Annotated in this window: 16 protein-coding genes; 1 reads left to right on the plus strand and 15 read right to left on the minus strand. The window is 68.4% G+C overall.

The window, feature by feature from the left end; genetic code table 11:
• Position 1 precedes the first annotated feature (1 nt).
• On the plus strand, positions 2 to 1,759 hold the full coding sequence (locus tag FHW81_RS03660; protein WP_003107161.1) for a PTS fructose-like transporter subunit IIB: 1,758 nt from the start codon (positions 2 to 4) through the stop codon (positions 1,757 to 1,759).
• 153 nt (positions 1,760 to 1,912) lie between these two features.
• Here FHW81_RS03660 and FHW81_RS03665 read toward each other — a convergent pair whose 3' ends face one another.
• The 15 genes from FHW81_RS03665 to algG form a co-directional block, all read right to left on the minus strand.
• Positions 1,913 to 3,307, minus strand: a complete 1,395-nt coding sequence (locus FHW81_RS03665) for a UDP-glucose 6-dehydrogenase (RefSeq protein WP_003163481.1) — start codon at positions 3,305 to 3,307, stop codon at positions 1,913 to 1,915.
• A complete protein-coding gene (arnF, locus tag FHW81_RS03670) occupies positions 3,304 to 3,717 on the minus strand; it encodes a 4-amino-4-deoxy-L-arabinose-phosphoundecaprenol flippase subunit ArnF (RefSeq protein WP_003163480.1) in 414 nt (137 codons plus the stop codon). The genes FHW81_RS03665 and arnF overlap by 4 nt, the downstream gene beginning before the upstream one ends.
• Positions 3,714 to 4,061, minus strand: a complete 348-nt coding sequence (locus FHW81_RS03675) for an EamA family transporter (protein WP_003112876.1) — start codon at positions 4,059 to 4,061, stop codon at positions 3,714 to 3,716. Before FHW81_RS03675 ends, arnF begins: the two co-directional genes overlap by 4 nt.
• On the minus strand, positions 4,058 to 5,707 hold the full coding sequence (gene arnT, locus FHW81_RS03680; protein ID WP_106120619.1) for a lipid IV(A) 4-amino-4-deoxy-L-arabinosyltransferase: 1,650 nt from the start codon (positions 5,705 to 5,707) through the stop codon (positions 4,058 to 4,060). The genes FHW81_RS03675 and arnT overlap by 4 nt, the downstream gene beginning before the upstream one ends.
• A complete protein-coding gene (gene arnD / locus FHW81_RS03685) occupies positions 5,704 to 6,591 on the minus strand; it encodes a 4-deoxy-4-formamido-L-arabinose-phosphoundecaprenol deformylase (RefSeq protein ID WP_106120620.1) in 888 nt (295 codons plus the stop codon). The genes arnT and arnD overlap by 4 nt, the downstream gene beginning before the upstream one ends.
• Positions 6,588 to 8,576, minus strand: a complete 1,989-nt coding sequence (gene arnA, locus FHW81_RS03690; protein WP_003112879.1) for a bifunctional UDP-4-amino-4-deoxy-L-arabinose formyltransferase/UDP-glucuronic acid oxidase ArnA — start codon at positions 8,574 to 8,576, stop codon at positions 6,588 to 6,590. The genes arnD and arnA overlap by 4 nt, the downstream gene beginning before the upstream one ends.
• Positions 8,573 to 9,592 carry an undecaprenyl-phosphate 4-deoxy-4-formamido-L-arabinose transferase gene (arnC, locus tag FHW81_RS03695; RefSeq protein WP_003112880.1) on the minus strand — a complete coding sequence of 340 codons (1,020 nt, stop codon included), beginning with the start codon at positions 9,590 to 9,592 and terminating at the stop codon, positions 8,573 to 8,575. Before arnC ends, arnA begins: the two co-directional genes overlap by 4 nt.
• Entirely contained in the window at positions 9,589 to 10,737 is a 1,149-nt protein-coding gene (arnB, locus tag FHW81_RS03700) for a UDP-4-amino-4-deoxy-L-arabinose aminotransferase (RefSeq protein ID WP_003119540.1), read from the minus strand. The genes arnC and arnB overlap by 4 nt, the downstream gene beginning before the upstream one ends.
• 385 nt (positions 10,738 to 11,122) lie before the next feature.
• A complete protein-coding gene (locus tag FHW81_RS03705) occupies positions 11,123 to 12,568 on the minus strand; it encodes a mannose-1-phosphate guanylyltransferase/mannose-6-phosphate isomerase (protein WP_003092113.1) in 1,446 nt (481 codons plus the stop codon).
• Positions 12,569 to 12,764: 196 nt separating this feature from the next.
• The gene (gene algF, locus FHW81_RS03710) at positions 12,765 to 13,415 is read right to left on the minus strand and encodes an alginate O-acetyltransferase AlgF (RefSeq protein ID WP_003092112.1); all 651 of its coding nucleotides are present in this window, start codon (positions 13,413 to 13,415) and stop codon (positions 12,765 to 12,767) included.
• A 72-nt stretch (positions 13,416 to 13,487) separates the two neighbouring features.
• Positions 13,488 to 14,663, minus strand: a complete 1,176-nt coding sequence (algJ, locus tag FHW81_RS03715) for an alginate O-acetyltransferase (protein ID WP_003092111.1) — start codon at positions 14,661 to 14,663, stop codon at positions 13,488 to 13,490.
• 14 nt (positions 14,664 to 14,677) lie between these two features.
• Positions 14,678 to 16,240, minus strand: coding sequence for an MBOAT family O-acyltransferase (locus FHW81_RS03720; protein WP_003159522.1), 1,563 nt, complete (start codon positions 16,238 to 16,240; stop codon positions 14,678 to 14,680).
• Positions 16,241 to 16,481: 241 nt separating this feature from the next.
• Positions 16,482 to 17,585, minus strand: coding sequence for an alginate biosynthesis protein AlgL (algL, locus tag FHW81_RS03725; protein ID WP_003453578.1), 1,104 nt, complete (start codon positions 17,583 to 17,585; stop codon positions 16,482 to 16,484).
• Between the two features lie 3 nt (positions 17,586 to 17,588).
• A complete protein-coding gene (algX, locus tag FHW81_RS03730) occupies positions 17,589 to 19,013 on the minus strand; it encodes an alginate biosynthesis protein AlgX (protein WP_003092107.1) in 1,425 nt (474 codons plus the stop codon).
• 12 nt (positions 19,014 to 19,025) lie between these two features.
• Positions 19,026 to 20,657 (minus strand): mannuronan 5-epimerase AlgG, encoded by a 1,632-nt coding sequence (gene algG / locus FHW81_RS03735; protein WP_003110465.1) that lies wholly within the window; start codon positions 20,655 to 20,657, stop codon positions 19,026 to 19,028.
• Positions 20,658 to 20,669: the final 12 nt, after the last annotated feature.

The raw sequence follows: 20,669 nt of genomic DNA on the forward strand, positions 1-20,669 counted from the left end.
GATGAAACTAGCGATCGTCACCGCCTGCCCTGGCGGACAGGTCACCAGCGTGCTCGCCGCGCGCCTGCTGCGGGGCGCCGCCGAGCGCCTGGGCTGGGAAACCTGCGTCGAGGCGAATGCCGGGTCGAGGCCCGAGGGCGAACTGAGCGCCGAACAGATCGCCGAAGCCGACTGGGTCCTGCTGGTCGGCGTCGAGCCGCTGGCGGCGGCGCGTTTCGTCGGCAAGCCGGTGTATCGCGCGCGTCCCGCCGAGGCGCTGGCCGATCCGCGCGCCTTCCTCCAGCGGGCCGCCGCCCTGGCGAGCGTGGAGGTCGCCGGGGACGAGGCCGGCCTGGTTGCGCCGGAGGCCGGAGCGGCACCGCGGATCGTCGCGGTGACCGCCTGTCCGACCGGCGTGGCGCACACCTTCATGGCCGCCGAGGCGTTGCAGCTCGCGGCGGGGCAACTGGGCTTCGCGTTGCAGGTCGAGACCCAGGGCTCGGTCGGCGCGCGCAACCCGCTCGACCCGGCGGACATAGCCGCCGCCGACGTGGTCCTGCTGGCCGCCGACATCGACGTGGACACGGCCCGTTTCGCCGGCAAGAAGATCTACCGTTGCGGCACCGGCGTGGCCCTCAAGCAGGCCCGCGCGACGCTCGAGCGGGCGCTGGCGGAAGGGCAGGTCGAGAGCGCGGGCGCAGCCAGCGCGGTGGTCGCCAGGGACGAGAAGCGCGGGGTGTACAAGCACCTGCTGACCGGGGTGTCGTTCATGTTGCCGATGGTGGTCGCGGGCGGCCTGCTGATCGCCCTGTCGCTGGCCTTCGGCATCGATGCCTACAAGCAGCCGGGCAGCCTGGCGGCGGTGCTGAGGACGGTCGGCGACACGGCTTTCGTCCTGATGGTGCCGATGCTCGCCGGCTACATCGCCTATTCCATCGCCGACCGCCCGGGCCTGGCGCCGGGCATGCTCGGCGGCCTGCTCGCCGGGACCCTCGGCGCCGGGTTCATCGGCGGGATAGTCGCCGGCTTCATCGCCGGCTATGCGGCGCGGGCCATCAGCCACGGGCTGAGGCTGCCGGCGAGCCTGGAAGCGCTGAAGCCGATCCTGGTCATCCCGTTGCTGGCCAGCCTGGTCACCGGCCTGCTGATGCTCTACGTGGTCGGCAAGCCGGTGGCCGGGATGCTCGCGGCACTGACCGGGTTCCTCGACGGCATGGGTACCTCCAATGCCATCCTCCTCGGCCTGCTGCTCGGCGGGATGATGTGCGTCGACCTCGGCGGACCGGTCAACAAGGCCGCCTACGCCTTTTCCGTCGGCCTGCTCTCCTCGCACAGCTACGCGCCGATGGCAGCGGTGATGGCGGCGGGCATGGTGCCGCCGATCGGCATGGGCCTGGCGACCCTGCTGGCGCGGCGCAAGTTCGCCGAGAGCGAGCGGCAGGCCGGCAAGGCAGCCTCGGTGCTGGGGCTGTGCTTCATCTCCGAAGGCGCCATCCCGTTCGCCGCCAAGGACCCGTTGCGGGTGATCCCGGCGAGCATCGCCGGCGGCGCGCTGACCGGCGCCCTGTCGATGTACTTCGGCTGCAAGTTGCAGGCGCCTCACGGCGGGTTGTTCGTGATGCTGGTGCCCAACGCGATCAACCACGCCCTGGCGTACCTGCTGGCGATCGTCGCCGGCAGCCTGCTTACCGGGCTGCTCTACGCCGTGCTCAAGCGCGGCGCCGAGCCGGGACTGGCGTTGGGGACCTCGTCCTCGCGGGAGCCGGCGGCTGGCGGATAGCCGCGAGGCGGTCATGCGCCCTACGCCACCTGAGCGACGTGGCAGGGGGTAGGGCGAATAACGCCGCAGGCGTTATCCGCCGAGACTCCGGAGAACCGGCGGATAACCGCAAGCGGTTATTCGCCCCAGCGGTCGATCCGACCTGGGGCGGCCTCAGGCCTGGCGCAACAGGCGCATGCCATCTTCCTGTGCGAGGCTGGCCTCGTTGATCGGCAACGAGCAGGACTGCCCGCGTCCCATCGGGTAGTAGTGGAAGCCGTGGCGGGCCATGCGCTCGGGGTCGTAGAGGTTGCGCCCGTCGAAGATCACCGGGGCCTTCAGGCGCTCCTTGAGCAGCTCGAAATCCGGTGCCTTGAATTGCTGCCACTCGGTGCAGATGACCAGCGCATCGGCGCCTCCCAGGGTCGCCTCGGGGGTGCCCATCAGGCTCAGGCGTTCGTCGTGGCCATAGAGCCGCTGGGTTTCCTGCATGGCTTCGGGATCGTAGGCGCGCACCTGCGCGCCGTGGCGCCAGAGCGCTTCCATCAGTTCGCGGCTGGGCGCGTCGCGCATGTCGTCGGTGTTCGGCTTGAAGGCCAGGCCCCAGAGGGCGAAGGTCTTGCCGCGCAGGTCGCCGTCGTAGAACACCCGGATGCGTTCGAACAGCTTGTGCTTCTGCCGCCGGTTGATCGCTTCCACTGCCTGCAACAGGTCGCTGGAGCAATGCGCCTGCTCGGCGCTGTGGATCAGCGCGCGCATGTCCTTGGGGAAGCAGGAGCCGCCGTAGCCGCAGCCGGGGTAGATGAAGTGGTAGCCGATCCGCGGGTCGGCGCCGATGCCCTGGCGCACCGCCTCGATGTCGGCACCGAGGTGTTCGGCCAGTTCGGCGATCTGGTTGATGAAGCTGATCTTGGTCGCCAGCATGCCGTTCGCCGCGTACTTGGTCAGTTCGGCGCTGCGCAGGCCCATGAACAGCATGCGGTCGTGGTTGCGGTTGAACGGCTCGTAGAGTTCGCGCATCACCTGGCGCACCTCTTCGTTGTCGCAGCCGACCACGATGCGGTCCGGGCGCCGGCAGTCGGCGACGGCGGAGCCTTCCTTGAGGAATTCCGGGTTGGAGACGATCTCGAATTCCAGCTCGCGTCCGTCGGCTTCCAGGCGCCGCTCGATGTGCGCGCGCAGGCGGTCGCCGGTGCCTACCGGGACGGTCGATTTCTCCACCACGATGACGGGCTTGCGGCGATGCTCGGCGATGGCATCGGCCACCGCGAAGACCGCGCCGAGATCGGCCGCGCCGTCCTCGCCAGGCGGGGTGCCGACCGCGATGAACTGCACCCGGCCGTGTTCCACGGCCAGGCGCGCATCGCTGCTGAAACGCAGGCGGCCGCTGTCCAGGCCTTCGCGCAGCAAGGCGTCGAGCCCGGGTTCGTAGATGCTGGCGAGGCCCTGCGCGAGGCGTTCGACCTTGTTCCGGTCGATGTCCATGCACAGTACATCGTGGCCCACTTCGGCGAGGACGGCGGCCTGCACCAGTCCTACATAGCCACTGCCGAATACGCTGATCTTCATGGTGCTTTCCTCGACGGATGATGCGCGGGCGCGGCAGTGGTGCGGCGGGCGTTGACGGTCAACACGCCGAGCACCACCAGGCCTACGCCCAGGGTCTTGCTGGTACTGAAGGTTTCATCGAACGCCGGCAGGCTCGCCGCCAGCAGGTAGACCAGCGCGTAGCTGGCGCTCAACAGGCTGTAGGCGCGGCCCAGCGGCAGGTGGCGCAGGGCGGCCAGCCAGCACAGCAGGGAGGCGGCGTAGGCCGCCACCGCCAGGGCTACCGCGAGCAACGCGGCGCGCTCCGGCGTTTGCCCGGCCCAGGCTTCAGGCAGCGGCAGGCGGCTCATGCCCCAGCGCATGCCGAGCTGGGCGGCGCTGGCCAGCAGCATGCTGCCCAGCGCCGCCAGCCAGCCGCGTAGCGCGTTCATGCGCTCCTCCCGAGCAGGGCCACGCCGGCGACGATCAGCAACAGGCCGGCGAGGTGGCGGCGATCCACCGGCTCATCGAAGACGAAGCGTGCCGCCAGGGTGACCAGGACGAAGTTCAGCGCCAGCATCGGATAGGCGCTGCCGACTTCCACCCGTTGCAGGAGCAGCAGCCAGCAGAGCAGGCCGAGCCCGAGGGCGAGCAGCGCCAGCCACGGCCACGGACTGCGCAGGCGCGCCGTCCAGCCGTCGGCGGCGACCAGGCGCCAGTGCTCCACGGTGAGCTTCTGCGCAACCTGGCCGAGGCCGGTCATGAGCAGGGTGGCGAGCAGCAGCGCGGCGCTCATGGGCGCACCTGCGGCAGGATCGCCAGGACCAGATTGCCGTTCCGGTAGCGTTCGCCGTCGCCCGGCAACAGCGCCAGCTGGTAGTGGTCGCTGGCGCTGTTGATCCGCAGCAGCACGGCAACCGAGCCGTCCTGGCGTGCCTGCCAGAGCCACTGGCGGATGTCTGCCAAGGGCACGCTGCGCTGGCTGTGCTCGGGGTAGGAGAGGCCGTACTTCAGCTCGCCGCGCGTGTCGTAGAGCGTCACGTCGCTACGACGCAGGCGCCAGGCGAGGGCCGAGGCGGCGCCGAGGTCGTTGCTCAGCAGATGGCGGGCGCCGGTCAGTTCGTCGAGGTGTTCGGCGACGAACAGGTCGGGGGTCTTGTTCTGCACCACATGGTTGGGCATCGCTGCCGGCAGCAGCGCGATCAGCACCCAGCTCGCCAGCAGCGGCGCGGCCCAGGCGCGTAGCGGGTAGCGCCACTGGGCGAGGCCGGCGGCGGCCCAGGCGCCGATCACCAGCAGGACCAGGAACAGCTCGAAGGGTTCTTCCTGGTACACCGGCTTGCGCAGTTGCAGGTAGGCCAGGGCCGCCAGCGCGAGGAGCGCCAGGCCCAGGTTGAGCAGCCCGTTGCCGCGCAGCGCGACGCTGTTCCCCAGGCGCAGCCGCTGCACCAGGGCGTGGCCCATGAGCAGTGCCAGCGGCAGCAGGCAGGGCATGATGTAGGTCGGCAGCTTGCCCCGGCTCAGGCTGAAGAACGCCAGCGGCAACAGCAGCCATAGCGCCAGGAAGACCACCGGCGCCTGGCGCCGCTCGTGCCAGGCCTGGCGCAGCGCGCTCGGCAGCAGGCCGCTCCAGGGCAGGCAGGCGACCGCCAGCAACGGCAGGTAGAACCACCACGGGCGAGAGTGCTGGGCGTCTTCGCCGGCGAAGCGGCGGATGTGTTCGTGCCAGAAGAAGAACCGCCAGTAGTCCGCTTCCCGCGCATGCACGGCGAGCGCCCAGGGCAGGCAGACGAGCAGCGCCGCCAGCACCGCCAGCGCGCCGTAGCCAAGCAGCTCGCGCCAGCGCCGCTGCCAGAGCATGTAGGGCAGGGCGACCAGCACCGGCAGCAGCCAGGCGAGGAAGCCCTTGGTCAGGAAGCCCATGCCGCAGGCGAGGCCGAGCAGGGTCCAGCCGAGCAGGCGCGCGCGGCGCCTCCCCGCGTCGAGGGCATGCCACAGCGCCACCAGGCTCAGGTTGACCCAGAAGGTGAATTGCGGGTCGAGGTTGGCATAGCCGGACTGCCCGGCGATCAAGCCGAAGCTGGCGTAGAGCAGCGCGCATGCCAGGCTGGTGCGCGGGTCGCGCCACAGGCGGCGGGCCAGCAGGTAGGCGAGCAGGACGCTGAGGGCGGTGGCGACGACCGAGGCGATGCGCACGCCGAACAGGTTTTCGCCGAAGACCGCCTGGCCGAGGGCGATCATCCAGTAGCCGGCGACCGGCTTCTCGAAGTAGCGCAGGCCGAGGAAGTGCGGCGACACCCAGTCGCCGCCCAGCAGCATCGCCTGGCTGATCTGCGCGTAGCGGGTCTCGTCGGGAATCCACAGGCCATGGTTGCTCAATGGAACCAGGTAGAACAGGCCGAAGGCGATCAGCAGCAGCGAACAGGTCTGGCGGCGGCTCATGGCTGGCGCACTCCCAGCCAGCCCTCGCGGCCGGCCAGGCGGCCGCGCACCAGTTCGGCCAGCGGCAGGCTGCGCGGATCGTCCGGCAGCAGTTCGCCCAACGGGCGGAAGCGGATGCCGCGCCGTTCGGCGCGCCGCAGCAGTTCGCGGAACGCCGGGGCGAGGAGCAGCCCCTCGACCTCGGCGTGGATGGTGTAGACGTTGTCGCGGCCAGCGGCGAAGCGTTCCAGGATGAAGTCGTTGTAGGCCTCGCGCGGCAGGCTGGGACCGACCACCTCGTCGAAGGTCGGCAGGTTCACCGGCACCTGCGGGATGCCGGGGCTGCCGTCGGCCAGGCGCGGGCGGAACGCGCCGCGTCCGCGGCAGTCGCTGTTGTAGCGGAAGCCGAAGGGCTGCTTGGCCTCGACCACCCGGCCGTCGGCGCGCCAACCGGCGGCGGCGGAACAACGCACCGGCTGGCCGAGGATGTCCGCCAGGCAATCGCTGCCGCGGCGGATCTGCTCGCCGAGCTGCTGCACGCTCCAGACGCCGGCGTGGGTCTGCCAGGCATGGTGGTCCCAGGCGTGCAGGCCGACCTCGTGGCCGGCGGCCTGGGTCCGCCGCATCAGCGGGCCGAGTTCGCGGCCGATCGGCTTGCCCGGCCAGGCGGTGCCGGCCAGCAGGATGTCCCAGCCATACAGGCTGGCGGCGCGCGAGCGGAGCATCTTCCAGAGGAACGCCGGGCGCGCCAGGCGCCAGAGGTGGCGGCCCATGTTGTCCGGGCCGACGCTGAAGAAGAAGGTCGCCTTCAGCCCGGCTTCGTCGAGCAGGTCGAGCAGCCGCGGCACCCCGTCGCGGGTGCCGCGGAAGGTGTCGACGTCGATGCGCAGGCCGGCCTGGATCACGCCTGTGCCTCGCGCTCGCGGAGCGCTTCGTGGAGGAAGAAGTCGAGGGTCTTGCCGATGGTCTCGCGCAGTTCGATGGTGGGCTGCCAGTCGAGCAGGCGCCGGGCGTTGTCGATGCTCGGCTTGCGGTGGGCCACGTCCTGGTAGCCGTCGCCGTAGAAGCTGCGGCTCTCCACCTCGCGGAAGCCGGCGAAGGGCGGGAACTGCGCGCGCAGCGGGTGGGCCTCGAACTGGCGCAGCAGTTCCTCGCCGAGCTGGCGGATGCTCGCCTCGTTGTCCGGGTTGCCGATGTTGACGATCTGCCCGTCGCAGCGGCCGTCGCGGTTGTCGATGATCCGCGCGAGGGCCTCGATGCCGTCGTCGACGTCGGTGAAGCAGCGCTTCTGCGCGCCGCCGTCGACCAGGCGGATCGGCGTGCCTTCGACCAGGTGCAGGATGAGCTGGGTGATCGCCCGCGAGCTGCCGATCCGCGCCGAATCCAGGCGGTCCAGGCGCGGGCCCATCCAGTTGAACGGACGGAACAGGGTGAAGCGCAGGCCCTGCTGGCCGTAGGCCCAGATCACCCGGTCGAGCAACTGCTTGGACACCGAGTAGATCCAGCGCTGCTTGTTGATCGGCCCGACCACCAGGTTCGAGCGGTCTTCGTCGAAGTCCGGGTCCTGGCACATGCCGTAGACCTCGGAGGTGGAAGGGAACACCACGCGTTTGCCGTATTTCACGCAGTAGCGGACGATCCGCAGGTTTTCCTCGAAGTCCAGTTCGAACACCCGCAGCGGGTTGCGCGTGTACTCGATGGGCGTGGCGATGGCCACCAGCGGCAGGATCACGTCGCATTTCTTCACATGGTATTCGAGCCACTCCGAATGGATGCCGATGTCGCCTTCGACGAAGTGGAAATGCGGGTCGGCCTTGAGCCGTTCGATGGCGTCGGAGCCGATGTCCATGCCGTGGACCTCGTAGCGACCGTCGCGCAGCAGGCGTTCGGACAGGTGGTTGCCGATGAAGCCGTTGACCCCGAGGATCAGCACCCGCGTGCGGCGCTGCGGACTGCATGCCGCGCCACGCAGGCGCGCGCCCTCGACCAGGCCCAGCTCGGTGGCCAGTTGCGTGCCGGCCAGGTACAGGCCGCGCTCGCCGCGCTGGCCGAAGCGCAGCACCAGCGAGTCCTCGCCGCAGGCGATCCGCAGCGGGTCGCAGGACAGTACGCTGCCCGGCTCGCGGCCGTGGTTGCCGGCGACCACCTCGGCGCTCCAGACGATCAGCTTCTGTTCGCCGACCTGGCAGAAGGCGCCAGGGTAGGGCTGGGTCACCGCGCGCACCAGGTCGTACAACTGCCGTGCCGGCCTGTGCCAGTCGAGCAGGCCGTCCGCCGGGGTGCGCCGGCCGAAGTGGCTGGCCTGGCTCTCGTCCTGCTCGACTTCCGGCAGCACGCCGAGGGCGAGCAGCGGCAGGCTGTCGCGCAGCAGGGCGCCGGCGGCCTTGCGCAGCTTGCCGTGCAGGCTCAGGGCGGTGTCCTCGGGGTCGATGGCGACGGCCTGCTGGGCGAGGATCGGCCCGGCGTCGGCGCGCTCGATCATGCGATGCAGGGTCACCCCGGTCTGCGTTTCGCCGTTGACCAGCACCCAGTTCGCCGGGGCGCGTCCGCGGTAGCGCGGCAGCAGCGAACCGTGCAGGTTGTAGGCGCCGCGTGCGGCGCAGGCGAGCAGCTCGGCGCCGAGCAGGCGGCGGTAGTAGAAGGAGAACAGGAAGTCCGGGCGCAGTTGGCGGATGCGCTCCAGCCACAGCGGATGGTTCACGTCCTCGGGCGCGTGCAGCGGAATGCCGCGCTCGGCGCAGAGGCGTGCGACCGAGGCGTAGAAGGTGTTTTCCCGTGGGTCGTCGGCATGGGTGAAGACGGCGGCGATCTCGTAGCCGGCATTGAGCAGGGCTTCGATACCGGTGCAACCGATGTCGTGGTAGGCGAAGACGACGGCTTTCGAGGTCATGGCGTGGAAGGCTCGCTGGATGAAGAGGTGAAACCGGCCCGCTGCAGGGCCGAGGGAAGCGCGGAGGGCGTTGCGCGGACCACGCGCTCGATGAAGAAGCGCGGCCGCGCGCGCACGTCGCTGTACATGCGCCCGAGGTACTCGCCGAGCAGGCCCATGCCGAGCAACTGCACGCCGCTGAACATGAACAGCACGGCGAACAGCACGAACAGGCCGTTGCCGGCCCAGGCGGCGCCGAAGGCCAGGCGCAGCACGAGGAGGAACAGGGCGAAGAGGAAGCCGGCCAGGGCCATGCCGCCGCCGACCAGGCTGAGCAGGCGCAGCGGCGTGGTGGTCATGCAGGTGACTAGGTCGAACATCAGGTTGAGCAGGCGCATCGCGCTGTATTTCGATTCGCCGTGGGCGCGCTCGGCGTGGGCGACGCGGATCTCGCAGGTATGCCGGGCGAAGCCGTTGGCCAGGATCGGGATGAAGGTACTGCGTTCGCGGCAGGCCAGCATCGCTTCGACGATGCTGCGCCGGTAGGCGCGCAGCATGCAGCCGTAGTCGTGCATGGCGACCCCGGTGGAGCGCTGCACCGCCAGGTTCACCAGGCGCGAAGGCCAGCGCCGCCAGGCCGAGTCCTGGCGCTCGGCGCGGATGCTGCCGACCACGTCATAGCCCTGCGCGGCGCGCTCCACCAGGCGCGGGATTTCCTCCGGCGGGTTCTGCAGGTCGGCATCGAGGGTGATCACCAGGTCGCCACGGGACTGTTCGAAGCCGGCGAGGATCGCCGCGTGCTGGCCGTAGTTGCGGTTGAGGATCACCGCCACCACGGCGCTGCCGTCGCGTTCGGCGGCGGCCTGCAAGAGTTCCGCGGAGCGGTCGCGGCTGCCGTCGTCGACCAGCACGATCTCGAAGGCGCGGCCCAGCTCCAGGCAGGCGGCCTCGGTGCGGCGCAGCAGTTCGGGCAGGCTGGCTTCCTCGTTGTAGACCGGGATCACCACCGAGACCAGGTCGATCGGATAGGGCTTCATCGACGTTTCTCCAGGATCTCCTCGATGGCGCGGGCGACGCGCTCGATGTCGTCGTCGCGCATGTCGGGGAACAGCGGGATGGAGCACAGGCGGGCCGAGTTCCACTCGCTGTTGGGCAGGCTCAGGCGCGGCTGGCGCTGGCGGTAGTAGTGGTGCAGGTGACTGGCGATGAAATGGATGCCGCTACCGATGCCGCGCGCCTTCAGGGCTTCCATGAAGGCGTCGCGGCCCAGGCCGCAGGCCTCGGCGTCGATGCGCAGGATGAACAGGTGCCAGGCGTGGCGCTGCTTGTGCGCGGGCAGGCCGAGCGGCGCCAGCGGCAGGCCGGCGAGGCGCTCCAGGTAGCGTTCGGCGAGGGCCTGGCGGCGCGCGTTGAGCGCGTCCAGGCGCTTGAGCTGGACCAGCGCGAGGGCGGCGTTGAGGTCGGCCAGGTTGTATTTGAAACCGGGCTCGATCACTTCCGCCTGCGGCTTGCGTCCATGGCTCAGGCGGTCGTAGGCATCGACCCCGAGGCCGTGGAACTTGAGGCGGCGGACCCGTTCGGCGAGGGCACTGTCGTCGCTGACGAACATCGCGCCTTCGGCGCAGGTCAGGTTCTTGATCGCGTGGAAGGAAAAGATCGCCGTGCCGCGGGAGCCTACCGGGCGCCCGCGGTATTCGCTGCCGACCGCGTGGGCGGCGTCCTCGACCAGGGCGATGCCGTGGCGCCCGGCGACCGTGCGCAGGCCTTCGAGATCCAGGGTGGAGCCGGCGTAGTGAACCGGCACGATGGCGCGGGTGCGCGGGCCGATGGCGGCTTCCACTGCCTGCGCCGAACACATCAGGGTGTCGCGGTCGACGTCGACGAACACCGGGGTGGCGCCGAGCAGGGTGATGACGTTGGCGGTGGAGACCCAGGTCAGCGACGGCGTGATCACTTCGTCGCCGGGGCCGATGCCCAGCGCCAGCAGGGTGACGTGCAGGGCGCCGGTGGCCGAGGATAGCGCCACCGCGTGGCGGCAGCCGAGGCGTTCGGCGAAGCGCTGTTCGAGCTCCTGGTTCTTCGGCCCGGTGGTGATCCAGCCGGAACGCAGGACCTGCTCCACGGCGGCGATTTCGTCCTCGCCGATGCTTGGCCGGGAGAATGGCAGAAAGTCCAGTGACATGTAATGAAGCCTCGGTACTGGGAGGGCGGTACGAAGAGGTTATTTATATGTCGCTGAATGCTGCCTGAACGTTTGTTAAGACTCGCTTAACAACGGCTGAATGAAGACTGAACGAACTCGAAGAAACTGGAGGATAAAGCCGGAAGCCGCGTTTTCAGAGGCTTGCAGGGTTGGTTGGAATGGATCTCGGGTGTTTTCTGAGTGGCTTTATTAATAACTCGAGTCCTGTTTCTTTAAGGGTTCATTAATACTTGATGTCCGCTCCCCGTGAATATTCCGGAAACTTCATGGAAACATGGGGAGGGCCAGGGAAAGTCAATCCCGTGGGTTGTCGGAAAAAAACAACCCCTGGCGGATCGCTCCGCCAGGGGGCCGGGTCGACGCTTCAGCGGCTGCCGGCGACCACTTGCAGGGCCGGTTCTGCGGTGCGCCCGTAGACGTCTTCCAGGCGCTCGATGTCGTCCTCGCCGAGGTAGCTGCCGGACTGCACCTCGATGATCTCCAGCGGGATCTTGCCGGGGTTGGCCAGGCGGTGCACGGAGGCGATCGGGATGTAGGTCGACTGGTTCTCGGTGAGCAGGAAGGTCTTGTCGTCGCAGGTCACCTGGGCGGTCCCGGAAACCACGATCCAGTGCTCGGCGCGGTGGTGGTGCATCTGCAGCGAGAGGCGCGCGCCGGGCTTCACGGTGATGTGCTTGACCTGGAAGCGGCCGCCCATGTCCACCGAGTCGTAGGAGCCCCACGGACGGTAGACCTCGCAGTGGTTCTGGGTCTCGCTGCGGCCCTGGGCGTCGAGGTCCTTGACCACGTGCTTGACGTCCTGCACCCGGTCCTTGTGGGCGATCATCATGGCGTCCTTGGTTTCCACTACCACGATGTCCTCCAGGCCGATCACCGAGACCAGCTTGCCGTTGCCGTGCACCAGGCAGTTGTGGCTGTCGTGGACCAGCACGTCGCCCTTGGTGACGTTGCCGTTGGCGTCCTTGGCGTGCACGTCCCAGATCGACGACCAGCTGCCGACGTCGTTCCAGCCGGCGGACAGCGGCACCACGCAGGCGCGCGAGGTCTTCTCCATCACCGCGTAGTCGATGGAGTTGTCCGGGCAGCATTCGAAGGTGGCGGCGTCGATGTTCACCAGGTCGCCGTCGTGCTGGCTGCGCTCCAGGGCCAGCAGGCAGGTGTCGTAGATGTCGGCGTCGTGCTTCTTCAGTTCTTCCAGGTAGCGGCTGGCGCGGAACAGGAACATGCCGCTGTTCCAGTAGTAGCCGCCGGCGGCGACGAACTCGCGGGCGCGGGCTTCGTCGGGTTTCTCGACGAAGCTCTGCACCCGGCTGACGCCTTCCGGCAGTTGCGCATCGGCGCTCGCGCGGATGTAGCCGTAACCGGTCTCGGGGCGGCTGGCGGGAATGCCGAAGAGCACCATCTCGCCCTTTTCGGCGGCGTTGGTGGCCAGCGCCAGGGCCTGCTGGAAGGCGCGCTGGTCCTCGATCACGTGGTCGGCGGGAAGGATCAGCAGCAGTTCGTCGCGGCCTTCGGCGACCAGTTTCATCGCGGCGATGGCCACCGCCGGCGCCGTGTTGCGGCCGAAGGGTTCGAGCAGGATCGCCTGGCTCGCCAGGTTCTGCGCCTCCAGCTGTTCCTGGACGATGAAGCGGTGCTCCTTGTTGCACACCAGCAGCGGCGCCTGCATGCCGTCGAAGGCCAGGCGCTTGATGGTCTGCTGGAACAGGGTGTCGTCGCCGGTAAGGGCGAGGAACTGCTTGGGGTACTGCTTGCGGGAAAGAGGCCAGAGTCGCGAGCCGCTGCCACCGGAAAGGATTACTGGGATCATGTTGTTTCTCCTTGAAGCGATGCGTCTGTCTAGGGATCCCGCCGCGCGGCGGGATATCTCGTTACCGGGCTCCACGGAGCCCCGGGTGACCTCTCCAGTGCGCTCCTTCTGCGGGAGCGCTGACGGTTGGTGCGCCGGTGTCGGGCCGGTCTTGTTGTGTGGAATGCCGGGAGGGGCGAGCCCCTCCCGGTCGGTCTCAGTCCGCCTTCACCGGGCGCTTGACCCAGACCGGCGCGAGCTTGCCGCCGCTGCCGGTGACGTACAGGCAGACCACCTCGCCGCGGGCCAGGGTGACCGGCTTCAGGTCGCTGACCTTCTTGCTGCCGTCGAACAGCGCCAGGTTCACCTTCACCGGGTTGATCTCGCGGTCGCCGTGGCTTTGCGGGCCGACGTCCTTGACCACGTCGGTCTTGCCGTCGGCGGTCTTCAGGGTCAGCTTCGAGCCGCTGAGGTTCTGCACCCGCACCAGCGCCTTCTGCTTGTTCTTGAACGGCGGCTCGGCCACCAGCTGCGGCTTGCCGCCGGGCTGGCTGACCAGGGTGTAGTAGCTGTCCGGGTCGAGCTTGACCGGCAGGCTCTGCTGGCCGACCTGGGCGGTGTAGCTGCCGGGGGGGAGGAACTTGAAGTCGCTGGAACCGAGCGGCGCGACGTCGTTCAGGCTGGTGCTGCCGACCGACACGTCGAGTTCGCTGTTGCCGGCGTTGTAGGCGCGGACGAAGGCCGAGCCCTTGGGTGCCTGGGGCCCGTACAGGGCGCCCTCGTCGGCCTGCGCGGCGAATGCGGCGACGCCGAGGGAAAGTGCGCAGGCCAGGCGGGTCCAGGTGTGGCGGCGGGTCATCGGGTTCATGGGTATTCCTCCGTTGCTTCTTCTTCAGCGGGGCGCTCGGCCCCGTGGGTAAACAGCCTTGGCTGTGTTCGTTCAATCGTTGCGGCTGGCGGCCAGGCGCTCGTCGCGGCCGCCGCTGGCCTTCAGCTGGGCGACCCAGTCGGCGTCGAACTGGCTGAGGTCGCTGGCCATCGGCAGGTAGCGCTCGGGAAACTCCCAGACCAGCAGTTGCGGCGGGTCCTTGCGGAAGCCTTCGTCCTGCAGCAGTTCCAGCATCGGTTCGAGGGGGCCCTTGCCTTCCTTCGCGTAATTGATCAGGTCGGCGGACAGCGCCTGTTTCAGCGCGCCCTCGAAGTTCCACCTGGGGTTGGCGCTGTAGCTGGTGCCGACCAGCGCCAGGCGCGGTTGCTGGCTATCGCCGAAGAGGTCGTCGCCCGCGCCGGACTGCTGGCCGCCCGGCAGTGCCGGCGCGGCTTCGGTGGTGCGTTGCTGCAACTGCTCCGGACGCGGCAGCAGTTCGTCGAACAGCGGGTCCAGCGGCAGGAAGCTGAGCAGGTCGCCCTTGTGCGTGCGTTCTTCGCCGACGCGGGTGACGAAGTTCTGCGCCGGCACATCCAGCAGGTGCGTCTCGCGGATCTCCGCGCCGAGGCGCTGGGCCACGGTTTCCGCGCCGAGCGGCGACCAGTGGGTGTCGGTGCGCAGGAACACCGCGCCGTTGTCCTTGGCCTGGCGCAGGCTGCCGAGCAGGTCGGGACTGTCGATGCCGGCGGCGCGGGCGCGGGCCAGGAAGTCCTGGTAGAGGCTGTCGTGCAGCGCGGCCGGCTGCTCGCGGCCGATGTGCTCGGGATACAGGCGGGCCTTGGCCGGGATCACCGCGAGCACCAGCTTGACGCCGCGCCGGTTCAGCTCCCGCTGCACGCCGCGTACCAGTGCCCAGTTGTCTTCCAGTTGCTGGCCGCTCGGTGCCGGCTTGAACTCTTCGTCGGTGAACAGCCAGCCGTCCTTGCCGATCACCACGCCGGGGCGGCCTTCGTGGAACAGCGTGTAGTCGAGTGCGGCCCAGAGGTTGGTGCCCAGGCGCTTGATCGGGAATTCCTTGTCGTAGTGGGCTTCGAAGGCGTGCGCCAGCTTGCCGTTGAGCAGTGGCGTATCGGCCGCGGCGGAGAAGCCCGGCACGCTCTTCAGCGACCATCCGGCGAGCCCCAGCAGCAGCCCGCCGAAGGCGGCGATATAGGCGTATTGCAGGGGGCGGGAAATGCTCTGTGTCATGGCGTGGGCCTCGCTCAGAACTGGAAGTAGAGGAATGGCGAGTAGCTCTGCGCGGAGAGCTTCAGCACCGAGGCGGCGAACAGCAGGAGCAGCGCCAGGCGGGTGGCCAGGACGGGCAACTGGCTGAGCCAGCTCGGCTGGTAGACCAGCGCGCCGCTCGGCGAGTAGGCGATCGCCGCCGGGTCGCCGGCGGCCTCGCGCGGGGCACGCGGCTGGGCACTGGCCGGGCCGTCGGCGGCCACTTCGTCGCTGTTCGCCGCGGCCTTGGGCGCCTTGGTCTGCAATGGCTGGTTGTAGAACTGGCGCAGGCCGAAGAACGCCAGCACCAGGTAGGCCAGGACCAGGGTGCCGACCTGCAGGCCGGTGAGGTTGGCGCGGTTCAGTTCGGAGAGCTGCCAGGTGCCGAAGCTGAACATGGCTTCGTACATGCGCCAGGCGACCTGCAGGTTCTCGGCGCGGAAGATCACCCAGCCGATCACCACCAGGAGGAAGGTGAACGCCCACTTCAACGGGTTGAGCACGCGCGGCGCGGCGTTCACTCCGAGGGCCCGCTCGATCGCCAGCCACATGCCGTGCCAGGCGCCCCAGATGATGTAGGTGAAGTTGGCGCCGTGCCACAGGCCGCCGAGGAGCATGGTCAGGAACAGGTTGCGGTAGGTCTGGAAGGTGCTGCCGCGGTTGCCGCCCAGGCTGATGTAGAGGTAGTCGCGCAGCCAGGTCGACAGGCTGATGTGCCAGCGCCGCCAGAACTCGGTGATCGACTGGCTGATGTAGGGCTGGTTGAAGTTCTCCATGAAGCGGAAGCCCATCATCAGGCCGAGGCCGATGGCCATGTCGCTGTAGCCGGAGAAGTCGAAGTAGAGCTGCGCGGTGTAGGCCAGGGCGCCGAGCCAGGCGTCGCCGGTGGTCGGGTTCTGCAGGGCGAAGCAGTGGTCGGCGAGGGCGGCCAGGGTGTCGGCGATGAACACCTTCTTGACGAAGCCCTGCATGAAGCGGGTGCAGCCTTCGGCGAACTTGTCGACGGTGTGGGTGCGGTGGTTGAACTGGTCGACCAGGTCCTTGAAGCGCAGCACCGGGCCGGCGATCAGGTGCGGGAAGATCGCGACGAAGGCGGCGAAGTCGATCAGGTTGTGGGTCGCCGGGGTATCGCCGCGGTAGACGTCGATGATGTAGCTGATCGACTCGAAGGTGTAGAAGGAGATGCCGATCGGCAGCAGGATGTGGGTCAGCACGAACGGCTGCATGCCGAACGAGGTGATGATCTCGTTGAGGCTGTCGACGCCGAAGTTGGCGTACTTGAAGTACCCGAGCACGCAGAGGTCGACCACCACGCCGAGGATCAGCCAGCGTTGCGCGGCCCTGGTGCGTACGCCGGCGGCGCCGATGCGCAGGCCGATCCAGTAGTTGAAGACGGTGACCCCGGCGAACAGCAGGAGGAAGTCCACCCGCCACCAGGCGTAGAACACGTAGCTGGCGATCAGCAGCAGCAGGTTCCGGTAACGTTCGCCGCTCAGGTAGTACAGGCCGAGAAAGACCGGCAGGAACAGGAACAGGAACACGTTTGAAGAAAAGACCATGCCGTCTCTCTCTCTAGAGCGTCAACCATTCAGGTCGGCCCTGCCTTTCCGCGCCCTGGAGCGCTCGAGGAAAGGCGGGACGACCCGCCGTTTTCCTCCCCGTGGTGTTGCCTAAGGTGTTGCGCCCGCCCGCGTCTGTCGCGCATGGGTCGGGGTGTGGCGCCTGGTGGGACGCCTGGTCGGCGAGCGGGGTAGAGGGGCGCGTGGCCCCCGGCCTGTGCGCCCGCTTCCCGCCACGCCCTCAACTTCCCCCTTCGCGGCTGAACACCCGCGTCACTTCGCCGCCGAGGCGGAAACTGTTGAACGGCTCGCGGTCCTTCTTCGCCTCGAGCATCTTCGGCTCGCAGCGGTAGAGGGCGCAGTAGGGCTCCAGCCAGGCGTACTTGTTGTCGACCTTGAGGTCGGTCATGTCCTGGTCCTCGCCGGTCTTCTCCTCGAAGGTTTCCTCGTCGTCGACTCCCTTCATCACCCGCTCGGCCAGGCGCTGCAGGGCGCCGTGGTTCTCCTGGCGCAGGTCGACGCCGTTGACCTGGGCGAACGCGGCGATCATCGCCAGCGGTGGCAGCGCATAGTTGTGGTAGGCGAGGGCGCGCTGGCGGCGCTTGAGTTCGTTGGGCAGGAAGCCCTGCTCGTCGACCTGGTTGGCGGCGACCTTGAACTCGCTCACCGCCCAGTCGAAGAGGTCGCGGCGGTTGGTCACCACCGCGGTGGACATCACCGACCAGGCCGCCCAGTAGGAATGGTTGTTGATCTTCTTCAGCGGCAGGCCGCTCCAGTCGCGGACTACCTGGGTGCCGAGCCGGGCGAACCAGTCCTCGATTTCCCGGCTCTGCTCGGCGTGGGCCGCGAGCGGCCGCGAGCTGGAGAACTTCAGGCGCATGTAGGCGCCGGAGAGGCTGCCCAGCGCCCATTTGCGCATGGACTTGCCGGTGTGGTTGAAGTCGTCGCTCTGCAAGGCGCCGGCGCGGGCCCAGGCGCTCATCCAGTTCAGTGCGCAGGCCAGGTCGCCGTCGCGGCCGCTGCGCATGTACTGGGTGACCAGCTTGGTGGCGCCGCGCTCCATGTCGGTGATGTCCTTGATCTGCGAGCGGAAGGTCTTCTCCGCCTTGACGTTGAGGGTCGCCCGCGCCGAATCGGAGCCTTCGTACTTGCTGGTGAAGACCAGGCTGCCGGTATACGGCGGCGGCACCGCGGGGCAGCTGCCGGCGTTGCCCTTGCGCTCGCCGACCGCCGCGTAGTAGCCGGGCGGGGGTACCAGGTCGGCGGCCTGGCTGACCTGGCTGGCGAGCAATGCCGCGGCGAGGGCACCGGGCAGGGCGATACGGATCAGGTGGGACGTTTTCATCGTTTACCTCCCGGCCACCGACTGGCTGGCCTTGGCGGGCGCCGCCTGGCAGATGCTGGCCTGGACCTCCAGGCCCTGGGGCATGTCCTCCGGCGCTTCGATTTCCAGGGAAAGGAACTGCTGGTCGGCCCAGTCGCTGTCGTTGCGCAGTTGGAAGACGTAGCGGCCGCCGGTATCGACGGCTTTCGACTGCTCGATCTTCAACTGCTCGCGGCGGCCGTTCATGTACCAGATGGTGTTCTTCAACTCGTGTACCGAAGGGTCGCTGTAGGTCACGTCGGCGACGTAGCTGCCGCTACGGATCGGTAGCGCGGCGCTGTTCAGCAGCACCTCGTTGCGGCCCTGGCGCAGCTTGACCTTGCGGCTGAGTACGGTCTTCCGGCCGGAGCAGCCGTTGTCCACCAGCGGCATGGCCTGGCGGTAGAAGCTCTTCTGCGCCATGTCGTAGTGGGTGGCGAATTCCCAGATGAGGATCTTCGGCGGGTTCTTGTGGAATTCCTCGCTGGTCATGTACGCCAGCAGCGAACTGTCGAAGCCGCCGCCGGACACCGCGTTGTTGAGGATGTCGGCGCCGCTGAACTCCTCCAGGAAGCCGGCGAAGTTGTAGGCCGGGCCGCTGTTGGAGGTGCCGACCAGGGCGATCTGCGGGTTGCCGCCGTCGCCGAACAGGTCGCCGCTGTCGCTGGCGCCCACCGGCTCGGTCTCGAAGCGGTCGACGTACTGGGTGGCGTAGCTGTTGCCGCAGAGTTGCGCGGCGGCCTTGTGGAAGGTGCCGAGCTTGGACAGCAGGCCGACGCGCTTGCTTTCGAACTGCTTCTTCGGGATCTCCTCGAAGCCGGGCACCTGCTTCAGCGTCTCGGCCACGATCTTCGCGCTGCGCCGGGCGCCATGGGGAGTCCAGTGGTGGTCGCCCTTGAAGTAGTAGGCGTGCTCCTCCTTCTCGTCGAACAGCGGCGAGAAGTCCGGGGTCCAGATGCCGGCCTGGCGGAAGCGGGCGATGGTCGCCAGGTAGTTCTTCTTCGCCAGCTCGTAGTCGAAGCCGGCCTTTTCCGCCGGGCTGAGCTTCTCGCGGTTCACCAGGCCGCGGGTCGGCTGGTAGACCACCACCAGCTCGATGCCCTTGCGCTTGAGTTCGTCGCGCAGTGCGCGGAGTTCGCGCCAGCCTTCGGCGCTGGTGCCGAAGTCGGTACGCAGGTCGTAGGTGGTGCGGAACAGCCAGTCGTCCTGGGCCTGCACCAGGTGGGTGAAGAAGCCCAGGTACTTGGTGTTGTAGCGCGAGTCGTCGGCGGCGGCCGGGCACAGGTTGCCGGCCGGCAGCGCCTGGTAGCTCGGCGCCGCGCCGGGGTCGGCGGCCAGGGCTGCCTGGGCCAGGCAGAGGCCGGCGGCCAGGGCGCTCAGGCGGAACAGTCGGGAAGTGCGGGTTTTCATGCGTCTGGGTCCTCAGTCCTGGAGTTCGGCCTGGCTTTCCACGGGGTCGATCAGCACCGCCTTGTCCTGGCGCACCAGCAGGTCGAGGATCTGGTCCTGCTTCTCGCCGAGAACGCCGGGCAGGCTGATGCCGGAGGATTTGGTCGGGGCGAGCATCGCCACCCGGTACAGTTCGAGGCTCAGCGGCGAATCCACCGAGAGCGGGCCGGAGCCGTTGCCGGCGAGCTTGCCGCCGACCACGATCAGCGAGACCTTGGTGTCGAATGGGTCGAGGGCGATGTTGCGGTCGGTGTTGGTGAGGTCCTTGATGTGGCCGTACACGCCGATCAGCTGGTTGCCCGCCGCGAGGTTCTCGTAGAGGCGGATGTTCACACTGTTGCGCACGCGGATGCCGTGGCGGCGGTTGGCCAGGACCTGGTTGCCCCAGAGCAGGTTGTCGCCGCTCTCGTAGAGGGTGATGCCGTCGGAATGGTTGCGATAGACCTCGTTGTAGGCCACCAGGTTGCCCTCGCTGTTACGGTCGAGGACGATCCCGGAAAGCTTGTTCTCGTAGCTGCGGTTGTTGAAGATGAAGCTGTCGTTGACTTCCCGCGAGACGATGATGCCGTGCTTCTTCCTGGTCCCGTGGACGGTGTTGTCGGCGATGATCAGGCGGTGCGAACGGTCGTGCGGGTCGATGCCGTAGACGATGTTGTCGCGGTAGGTGTTGCCCTTCACCACCAGGTCGTCGGCCTCGTAGCAATAGAAGCCGTACCAGCTGTCGACGATGGTCGAGTCGATCACCCAGCCCTTGGGGCGCGGGCGCTTCATCTGCTTGTCCATGCCCGGGCTGTACTGCGAGATGGAGATGCCGTAGGCCTTGGAGGCGTTGTAGCCGAAGCTGGTGAAGGTGCTGTTGCTCAGGTACACCTCGGCGCCGCCCCAGGAGATCAGGAACGGACGGAACTCGTTGGGCGTCTTGAACCAGGCCGGCTCCTTCTTCGATTCGCTCCAGCCGGTGACCTTGCTGTCGCGGACGAACAGCATGCCGTCGTTGACCAGGAACGCGCCGCGCTCCTGGGACAGGCGCAGTTCCTTGACCTGCTTGTCGATGTCGAGGGTCGCGCCCTGGCTGACCACGATCGGCAGGCGGGCGACGAACACCCCCGGCTCGACCTGTTCCAGCGCGCTGGCGGGAAGCTTGCCGGCGAGCTGGGCGAGGTTCACGTAGCCGCCTTCGATGAAGATCGCCTGGGGCATCTGGCGCTGGCGCTTGACCCATTCGGCGAGGCGGTTGCTGCCACCGGTGAACTCCTTCAGTGGCTGCTGCTGGACCATCCGCTGCACGCTGGCGCGGCCACCCGGCTTGCGCACGATCTTGGCTTCCACCGCGGCGGCGGTGTAGCCGGAGAGGTCGGGCAGTTTCGGCGGGTCCAGGTGCAACGGTTCGGCCGGCGCGGTGGTCACCGTGTAGTTGCCGGTTTCCTTCAGGCCCTGGGTCAGGCCCGGCTCGTTGCCGGCCTGCGCCGGGACCGGCTGCGGTTTCTCCACCGGCTGCGCCGCCCACGCCTGGCCGTGCAGCAGCACCGCGCCGAGCACTGCCGCGGCCAGCGGGCGCAGGCGCGGGAGCCGGCGGCGGGGGATCGAAAGGGAAATGTCGGGCATGTCCGGTTTCCT

This window comes from Pseudomonas sp. RC10-4-2 (genome assembly GCF_050433085.1).
Taxonomy (GTDB): domain Bacteria; phylum Pseudomonadota; class Gammaproteobacteria; order Pseudomonadales; family Pseudomonadaceae; genus Pseudomonas; species Pseudomonas aeruginosa.

Coding starts and splice junctions, on each gene's coding strand:
- algG (WP_003110465.1), bottom strand. CDS start 20,657: ATGCCCGACATTTCCCTTTCGATCCCCCGCCGCCGGCTCCCGCGCCTG.
- algF (WP_003092112.1), bottom strand. CDS start 13,415: ATGAACCCGATGACCCGCCGCCACACCTGGACCCGCCTGGCCTGCGCA.
- arnT (WP_106120619.1), bottom strand. CDS start 5,707: ATGAGCCGCCGCCAGACCTGTTCGCTGCTGCTGATCGCCTTCGGCCTG.
- FHW81_RS03665 (WP_003163481.1), bottom strand. CDS start 3,307: ATGAAGATCAGCGTATTCGGCAGTGGCTATGTAGGACTGGTGCAGGCC.
- arnC (WP_003112880.1), bottom strand. CDS start 9,592: ATGAAGCCCTATCCGATCGACCTGGTCTCGGTGGTGATCCCGGTCTAC.
- arnF (WP_003163480.1), bottom strand. CDS start 3,717: ATGAACGCGCTACGCGGCTGGCTGGCGGCGCTGGGCAGCATGCTGCTG.
- arnB (WP_003119540.1), bottom strand. CDS start 10,737: ATGTCACTGGACTTTCTGCCATTCTCCCGGCCAAGCATCGGCGAGGAC.
- algJ (WP_003092111.1), bottom strand. CDS start 14,663: ATGACACAGAGCATTTCCCGCCCCCTGCAATACGCCTATATCGCCGCC.
- FHW81_RS03675 (WP_003112876.1), bottom strand. CDS start 4,061: ATGAGCGCCGCGCTGCTGCTCGCCACCCTGCTCATGACCGGCCTCGGC.
- FHW81_RS03705 (WP_003092113.1), bottom strand. CDS start 12,568: ATGATCCCAGTAATCCTTTCCGGTGGCAGCGGCTCGCGACTCTGGCCT.
- arnA (WP_003112879.1), bottom strand. CDS start 8,576: ATGACCTCGAAAGCCGTCGTCTTCGCCTACCACGACATCGGTTGCACC.
- algL (WP_003453578.1), bottom strand. CDS start 17,585: ATGAAAACGTCCCACCTGATCCGTATCGCCCTGCCCGGTGCCCTCGCC.
- FHW81_RS03660 (WP_003107161.1), top strand. CDS start 2: ATGAAACTAGCGATCGTCACCGCCTGCCCTGGCGGACAGGTCACCAGC.
- algX (WP_003092107.1), bottom strand. CDS start 19,013: ATGAAAACCCGCACTTCCCGACTGTTCCGCCTGAGCGCCCTGGCCGCC.
- FHW81_RS03720 (WP_003159522.1), bottom strand. CDS start 16,240: ATGGTCTTTTCTTCAAACGTGTTCCTGTTCCTGTTCCTGCCGGTCTTT.